The organism is Meiothermus sp. Pnk-1 (genome assembly GCF_003226535.1).
Lineage (GTDB): Bacteria > Deinococcota > Deinococci > Deinococcales > Thermaceae > Allomeiothermus.
On sequence record NZ_QKOB01000013.1, the window covers coordinates 79,325 to 87,336 of the forward strand.

Here is an 8,012-nt window from a genome sequence, read left to right on the forward strand (position 1 = left end):
CGGTGGGACAAGTGGTCTAGACATCCGGTGGTCCGTACCTTATATTACACACTGGATCGGCTCACCAAGCAAGTGCGAGGAGGTAGGGTTCCGTTTGGCGTCTTATCCAGCATGAGCACCGGGTCCGTGCTCCGAGGTTGACCCCAGAAGGGTGGAGGGTAGAGCCGAGCCCCTCGCGGTTTCGATTTAGCAAGGTTGATGATCGTGGCAAACGCTTCCATCGGTTTGGACCTAGGGGGAACCACCTATAGCGTGGGCTGGCTCGATGAGATGGGCCAGCTACGCGACCTGGTGAGCCTCGAGACCCGCTCTTACCGTCCCCCCGCGGAGATCGTAGCCGACTTGGCCCAGGCCATAAAGGCCACCGCCCAGCGAGCCCAGCTGGCCGGATACCGCATCATGGCGGCGGGGATCGGAGTTCCGGCAGTGATCAACCCCTGGGCCGGAGAGGTGTTGCTCCCGCCCAACTTCGCCCAAGGCTGGCACGGCCTGGCGCTAGCCGAGCAGCTACAGGCGCTCACCGGCATTCCCACCCGACTCATCAACGACGCCCGCGCTTTTACCCTCGCCGAGTCACGGCTGGGCGCCGGGAAAGGCTACGCCCACCTGCTGGGCGTCACCGTGGGGACCGGGGTGGGCGGGGGGTTGATCCTGAACGGCCAGCTGTACCTGGGGCGCTGGGGTAGCGCAGGCGAGTTCGGGCACCAGGTCTATGACCCCCATGGGCTGATCTGTGGCTGCGGCGGGGTGGGCTGCATTGAAGCCTACGCCTCCGGCCCGGCCATCGTGGCGGCGGCCGTGCGCCCCTTGCGCCAGGGCCGGGTGCCCATTTTGCGCGAGGTCATCGGGAATTCGCTGGACCGCCTCAGCCCTAAGGCGGTGGCGCAGGCGGCGTTGGCGGGCGAAGAGGAGTGCCGCGAGATCTACCGCCAGGCGGGCCGGGCGCTAGGCTTGGGCATCAGCAACGTATTGAGCGTACTGGGCCTGGAAGCGGTGGTGATCGGCGGCGGGGTAGCCGAGGCCGGGGATCTTCTGCTCGAGCCGATCTGGGAGACCCTCCGACGACACCAGTTCATGATCGCCGAGCATTTGCACGAGCTAAACATCCTCCGAGCCGAGTTGGACGAGCCCGGGGTGGTGGGAGCAGCGATGTGGGCCGCGGAGCAAACCCTGGTAGGGTTATAAGGGATATGGAGACGATCAACGTCACGATCTGGAACGAGTATCTTCACGAAACCCGCAACCCGCGGGTACAGGCTATCTACCCCGAGGGCATCCACCGAGCGATCGCGAAGGGGCTCGAGCCCCTAGGCGACTTTGCCATCCGCACCGCTACCCTGGCCGAACCCGAGCACGGCCTCAGCGCTGCGGTGCTCGAGCAGACCGATGTGCTGGTGTGGTGGGGGCACGTGGCCCACCAGCAGGTAAGCGACGAGGTGGTAGAGCGGGTGCAGCTGCAAGTGCTCTCGGGAATGGGGCTGATCGTGCTGCACTCAGGGCACTACGCCAAGATCTTCAAGCGGCTGATGGGCACCTTTTGCAGCCTCAAGTGGCGCGAGGCGGGCGAGCGCGAGCGGCTGTGGAACCTGCGCCCCGACCACCCCATCTTGCAGGGCATCCCGGAGTACATCGAACTCCCTGAGGAGGAAATGTACGGCGAGCGCTTCGACATCCCTGAACCCGACGAACTCCTGATGATCTCCTGGTTCCAGGGCGGAGAGGTGTTCAGGAGTGCCTGCACCTGGACCCGCGGGCACGGGCGGATCTTCTATTTCCGGCCCGGCCACGAAACCTACCCCACCTACTACAACCCCCATGTGCTGCGCATCCTGGCCAATGCCTGCGGCTGGGCAAGGCGGCGGGTACGGCTCGATGTCACCCAGGCTCCTCGAAGCCAACCCCTGGAACCGCTGCCCCAGGAGGCGAACTTTCGCCCAGCGAAGCGAGGGGTGGCGCAATGAGCACCCCCAAGGCCCTTCGAGTGGGGATCATCGGGGCCGGGGGGATCTCCAGCGCCCATTACAAAGGCTATGTCGCGGGTGGGGCGCAGGTGGTGGCGGTGGCCGATGTGAACCTGGCCGCCCTGGAAGCCCGCCAGAGCGAGTGGGGGGTCAGGCAAGCCTTCACCGATTACGAGCAGCTTTTGGCCCTCCCCGAAATCGACGCGGTCTCGGTCTGCACCCCCAACGCCTTCCACTACCCCGCTACGCTGGCCGCCGCCAGGGCAGGCAAGCATGTCCTCTGCGAAAAGCCCATCTCGCTCTCTCTGGCCGAGGCCCAGCAGATGGTCGAGGCCTGCCGCAAGGCCGGGGTGGTCTTGCAGATCAACCACCACCTGCGCTCGAGCGGCGCGGCCCGCAAGGCCAAGCAGATCCTGGAGTCGGGCGAGCTGGGCCGGGTCACCTTCATCCGGCTGCGCCAAGCCCACGACTGGGGTGGGGCTAGCGCAGTGCGCGACTCCTTTGGCCAGAAAGCCCTTTCGGGGGGCGGTACCCTGCTCGACAATGGCTGTCACCTGTTTGACCTGGCCCGCTATTTCGGCGGGGAGGTAGAAGAGGTCTTCGCCCGCACCGCCACCCTCAAGTTCGACATCGAAGTCGAAGACACGGCCCATGCCTCGCTCAGGTTCGAGAGCGGGGCCTTGGGCGAGATCGAGGCGGCCTGGACGGCTACCGGTTGGGAGGAGGGCTTTTGGATCTATGGCACCCAAGGGGCGCTCGAGTACACCAACCGCTACGGCCGACCGGTGCTGCGCTTGAGCCACCGCACCTCTCCCGGCACCACCTGGGCCGAGCCCGACCACACCGACCATACCTTTGCCGGCGAGCCTAGCCACACCCGCCACGTGGGGAACTTCTTGGCCGCCATCCGGGGGGAGCGCCCGGTGATCTGCACCGGCCAGGACGGCCTGGAAGCGGTGCGGCTGGTGCTGGCGGCTTACGAGAGCGCCCGAACAGGCCAACCGGTGCGGCTCGAGGGGTTTCGGCCCGAAGCGGCGGCTCGGAGGGGAGGAACGGCTGGGGATTGACGAGGGGAAGCCGCAGGGTCTGCCCCTCGATACAGGAGGTGAAGGCATGCCAGCAACAGCTAGGTTTTTCGGTCATCGGTTCACGGGGGGAAACATGAAACGATGGGTGATCGGTTGGTTGGCCATAGGGGCGGCGGCAATGTCCGTAGGGCTGGCCCAAAACAAGACCATCCGCATTGGGATCTCCAACGGCTTCGTGGGCTCGGAGTGGCGTACCCAGATGCTCGATGACATCAAAACCGTAGCCGAGGAGTACAAGAAGGCCGGGATCAGCGTCGAGCTGGTGATCCAAAGCGCAGACGTGGACGTACAGGGGCAAATCCAGCAGATCCGTAACCTGATCAACGCCAAGGTAGACGGCATCCTCATCAACCCCAACTCGCAAACCGGGTTGAACCAAGTCATCAAGGAAGCCACCGACGCCGGGATCAAGGTGGTGGTGGTGGACCAGGAGGTTTCGGCTCCCACCGCCATCAATGTGGCCATCGACCAGCGGGCCTGGGCCAAGGACAAGATGGACTGGCTGGCCAAGACCCTGGGCGGTAAGGGCAATATCGTCATCATCAACGGCATCGCCGGACACCCGGCGAACGAGGCGAGGGTCGCTGGGGAGCGGGACTCGCTGAAGAACTACCCCGGCATCAAAGTGCTGAACTCCGTCAATGCCGATTGGGATCAGGCCAAAGGGCAACAAGTGATGAGCTCTTTGCTGGCTTCCCAACCCAACATTGACGGGGTCTTTACCCAAGACGGCATGGGCCAGGGGGTGCTGCGGGCCTTGATCGCGGCCAAACCGCAGAAGATGCCGGTGGTCTCGGGCGAGGCCTATGTGGGCTACATGAAGCTCTGGACCGACATCAAGAAGAGCTACCCCAACTTCAAGTCCTACGGGCTGGCCAACCCTCCCGGCGTGGGCGCTTCGGGTTTGCGCGTGTTGATCAACTTGGTGCAGGGCAAACAGCTCAAGGACGGCGTGCTGAAGGGCCCCTACAAGAACACCCTCTACGTGCCGATCCCGGCCAAGGTGGACGACCTCACCCTTCAGGCGACCCTGGCCGATCTCATCGCCAAGGGCAAGGCCGACACCTACACCATGGACGGCTACCTAACCCAAGCCCAGGCCAACAACTACTTCAAGTAAGCCTCGAGGGGCTATTGGCGCTCGGCCGGTAGCCCCTCCTCAAGCGGGGATCCCGCCTTGGACACGAACCCCGTCCTGCTCGAGACCCATCACATCTCCAAGCGCTACGGAGCCACCGTGGCGCTCCAGGAAGTCGCTTTTCGGCTGCGAAAGGGCGAGGTTCACGCCCTGTTAGGGGCCAATGGCAGCGGCAAATCCACCCTGGCTAAGATCCTCGCCGGGGCCGTTACCCCCGACAACGGGGAGATCCGGCTGGAAGGCCGGGCGGTGCGGTTTCGCCACCCGCTGGAAGCTCGTCGCTTGGGCATCGCGGTGGTATACCAGGAACTTTCCCTGGTCCCCGGCCTGAGCGTGCAAGACAACCTCTGGCTGGGGCATGAGCCAAGGGGTCGGTGGGGTCGCATCGACGGCAAAACTGCCCGCGCCCGCACCGAGGGCCTGTTGGGGTTATTCAAGGACGTGGCCGGAGAACGCTTTCTTCCCCAGACCCCAGCTGGAGAACTCCCCCCTGATGAGCGGCAGCTGGTGGAAATCCTTAAGGCGGTGAGCCACGAACCGAAGATCCTAATCCTGGACGAGGCTACAGCCAGCCTGGGCGCCCGGCAGGTAGAGCGCCTGCTCACCCTGGTACGGCGATGGAGGGCGCAAGGAACCGGCATCATCATCGTCACCCACCGCATAGAGGAGATCTTCCAGATCGCCGATCGGGCCACCGTGCTGCGGAGCGGACAAGTGGTGGGTGAGGTGAGCCTCGAGGAGACTAGCCGCGAGTCCCTGATCGGGCTGATTTCAGGGGAGGCCAGCCGAGCCCTTCAAGCTGAGGCCAAAATCCCCCGCCCAACCCGGCGCCACGCCCCTTTGCTACAAGCAAAGATCGAGCACGGCGGAAAGCTCCGAGACCTCGAGTTCTCGCTGTACCCGGGGGAGATCCTGGGGCTGGGTGGCCTACAGGGGCAGGGCCAGCGCGAGCTATTGCTCTATCTGTTCGGGGCCCTGACGCTCGAGCGGGGCACCCTGCTCATCGAGGGTACCCCGCACCGGTTTCGTCACCCCCGCGAGGCCATTCGCGCAGGGATGGCTTATGTGCCCGGCGACCGAGGCCGCGAGGGGCTCCTCCCGGTGCGCTCGATCCTCGAAAACCTGATGTTGCCAAGCTGGCCCCACTACCGTCGAGGCGGTTTCCTCGAACTGAACGCCGCCCGGCGCGCCGCTTCCGGGATAGCGCAGAGGCTTTGGCTCAAGTATGGTGGGCTCGAGGAGGGCATCTCCTCGCTCTCCGGAGGCAACGCCCAAAAGGTGGTGTTGGGCAAATGGCTGTTGCGGCAGCCCAAGGTACTCCTTCTCGACGACCCCACCAAGGGGATCGATATAGGGGCTAAAGCCGAGTTCTACCGGCTTTTAGACGAGTTACGAGCGCAGGGAATGGGGGTGATCTTCCACTCCTCCGATGACGACGAGCTGCTCTCGCTGTGCGACCGGGTGTTGGTGCTGCTCGAAGGCCGCCTGGTGGCCGAACTCGCAGGGGCCGGGTTAAACCGTGCGGCGTTGGTACGGGCCAGCCTGGGGGTGAAGGAGGCGGCAGATTGAACAGGAGGCCATACCGCCCTAGGGCTTACGCCGAGGTACAGGATAGGGCGAAGGTCGCTGCGATCTGTAAAGCGCGATACGCCATCGGCAATCTCATTTCTATGCCCTAAAGCCTATGCCCTTCCTCCGCCGCCTCCTCGCTCAACCCTACGCCCTGGCCCTCGTTCTGCTGGTCCTGGGCCTCATCGTCACCGCCTTGTTCCAACCGGCCTTTTTCACAGGGCGCACCCTCGCCAACAACCTGCGTACCTTTTTACCCCTGATCCTGTTGGCCGTGGCGCAAACCCTGGTGGTAATCGGTGGGGGAATTGATCTTAGCCTGGGAGCCATCCTAACCCTCTCGAGCGTGGTGATGGTGCAAACCTTCGGCCAAGATCCGGATCCTGGCCCCTGGCGTACCTTCGGCGGAATCGCTTTGGGACTGCTGGTGGCCACCCTAGCCGGGGCTGCGGGTGGCTTCTGTGTGGCCTACCTACGCTTGCAGCCGATCATCGCCACCTTCGCTACTTCATTTGTCTGGGCCGGGCTGGCCCTATGGGTACTGCCTCAACCCGGCGGTAACGTACCGCTAGCGCTGCAAAACTTTGTACGGCTTCAATTCCTGTTGCCCTTCTCCCTGTGGGTGGTCTTGGCCATCCTACTGGGATGGAGCTGGTTTTTAGCTACGCCCTGGGCCAAGCACCTCTACGCGGTGGGGGGGAATCCCCAGGCCGCTTTCACCTCAGGCGTCAACGTGGAGGGGGTACGGCTGGGGAGCTACGCCTTGGCCGGGTTCCTCACCGGCCTGGGGGCCTTCTTCCTCACCGCCGACATCGCCACCGGCGACCCCCTCATCGGCGGGCCGCTGACCCTCGCCAGCGTGGTAGCGGTGGTCATCGGCGGGACCCGGCTCTCCGGGGGTACCGGCGGCATCGTAGGAAGCGTGCTGGGGGCGGTGGTCTACTACCTGCTCAAAAACGTGGTGGCCCTCGGGGTATTCAACTTAGGCCTCAGTCCGCAGTGGCAGACCCTGATCGACGGCACGGTAATCGTACTGGCCCTGGCCACCCCGGGCTTGCTGCGGCGAGCGAGGGGGCGGGCGTGATGCTCTGTAGGGACCTCCCATGACCAAGAACCCGCTTTCCTTTCCTTCCCTTCGCACCCCAGCGGCAATCGCGCTGGGGCTGGCGGCTTTTCTCCTGGTACTGGGGGAAGTTATCCGCCCCGGCTTCGCCGAATACAACCAGATCACCAATATCCTGCGTATCGCAGCGTTTTTGGGTATCGTGGCCATCGGACAGACCCTGGTGATCCTGGCCGGAGGCGAGGGCATCGACCTATCGGTGGGGGCGGTAGTGACGCTAGGGGCCATCCTCATCTTCCGCATCACCGGCGGCTCGGACGCGCTCTTGTTGCCCGCCCTAGTAGCGGCCTTGCTGGCCGGTTTCGCCATCGGGCTCGTCAACGGTGTGGGGATCGCTTGGATCGGCATCCCACCGCTGGTGATGACCCTGGGGATGATGGGGGTGGTCAAAGGATTGATCCTGGTCTACACCGGGGGGCGGCCTCAAGGAGGGACCCCTCCGCTGATGAAGCAGCTCATCTCCGACCCCTGGGTGTTAGGGATTCCAGGGGATGTGTTCATCTGGGCATTGCTGGGAATCGCGGTGACGTTGCTCCTCCAGCGCACCGCTTACGGAAAGGCCCTTTACGCCATTGGGGCCAACCGCATCGCCGCCCGGCTCTCCGGCGTCCATGTCGAGCGCACGGTGATCCTAACTTATGGCCTCTCGGGGATGTTTGCGGCTTTGGGTGGCTTCGTGCTCCTAGGCTACATCCAAAACGTCTTTATCAACCTGGGTGACCCTTACACCCTGCCCTCCATCGCGGCAGTAGTGGTGGGGGGAACGGCCTTGGCGGGTGGGGTTGGAGGGTACGCCGGGACCATGGCCGGCGCCCTGGTGCTCACCCTGGTCTCGAGCCTCCTCATCACCCTAGGCCTCCCCGAATTCGGGCGGCAGATCACCTACGGCCTGATCCTGTTGGCCTTGTTGGCCTTATACGGGCGCGAGCGACGACTGCGGGGATAGCCCCTGCCCTCTGCCCTGGGTGTGTCCTGAAAATAGGCAAACAGCCTAAACTGTTGGAATGAGCGAAATACGGGAACGGATGCATCAGTTGGTGGATGAGTACGAGCGGCTGGGAGAGGGGAAGAATATAGCCGAGCAGGAGTTGCTGGTGATTGAGTTTGGCAAACAGATCCAGCGGCTGATGATG

7 protein-coding genes are annotated in these 8,012 nt (G+C 64.1%); all 7 read left to right on the plus strand.

The features are described 5' to 3' along the window. Positions 1–198 precede the first annotated feature (198 nt). A complete protein-coding gene (locus DNA98_RS14500; RefSeq protein WP_110531968.1) occupies positions 199–1,185 on the plus strand; it encodes an ROK family protein in 987 nt (328 codons plus the stop codon). Between the two features lie 5 nt (positions 1,186–1,190). Next, positions 1,191–1,961, plus strand: coding sequence for a ThuA domain-containing protein (locus tag DNA98_RS14505; RefSeq protein WP_110531970.1), 771 nt, complete (start codon positions 1,191–1,193; stop codon positions 1,959–1,961). Further along, entirely contained in the window at positions 1,958–3,028 is a 1,071-nt protein-coding gene (locus DNA98_RS14510; RefSeq protein WP_110531972.1) for a Gfo/Idh/MocA family protein, read from the plus strand. The genes DNA98_RS14505 and DNA98_RS14510 overlap by 4 nt, the downstream gene beginning before the upstream one ends. Before the next feature lie 94 nt (positions 3,029–3,122). Then, positions 3,123–4,169: a substrate-binding domain-containing protein gene (locus DNA98_RS14515; protein WP_199489397.1), complete on the plus strand. Its 1,047-nt coding sequence runs from the start codon at positions 3,123–3,125 to the stop codon at positions 4,167–4,169. A gap of 57 nt (positions 4,170–4,226) precedes the next feature. After that, the gene (locus DNA98_RS14520) at positions 4,227–5,756 is read left to right on the plus strand and encodes a sugar ABC transporter ATP-binding protein (RefSeq protein ID WP_110531974.1); all 1,530 of its coding nucleotides are present in this window, start codon (positions 4,227–4,229) and stop codon (positions 5,754–5,756) included. Positions 5,757–5,871: 115 nt separating this feature from the next. Then, on the plus strand, positions 5,872–6,840 hold the full coding sequence (locus DNA98_RS14525) for an ABC transporter permease (RefSeq protein WP_110531976.1): 969 nt from the start codon (positions 5,872–5,874) through the stop codon (positions 6,838–6,840). A 19-nt stretch (positions 6,841–6,859) separates the two neighbouring features. Then, a complete protein-coding gene (locus tag DNA98_RS14530) occupies positions 6,860–7,825 on the plus strand; it encodes an ABC transporter permease (RefSeq protein ID WP_110531977.1) in 966 nt (321 codons plus the stop codon). Positions 7,826–8,012 lie beyond the last annotated feature (187 nt).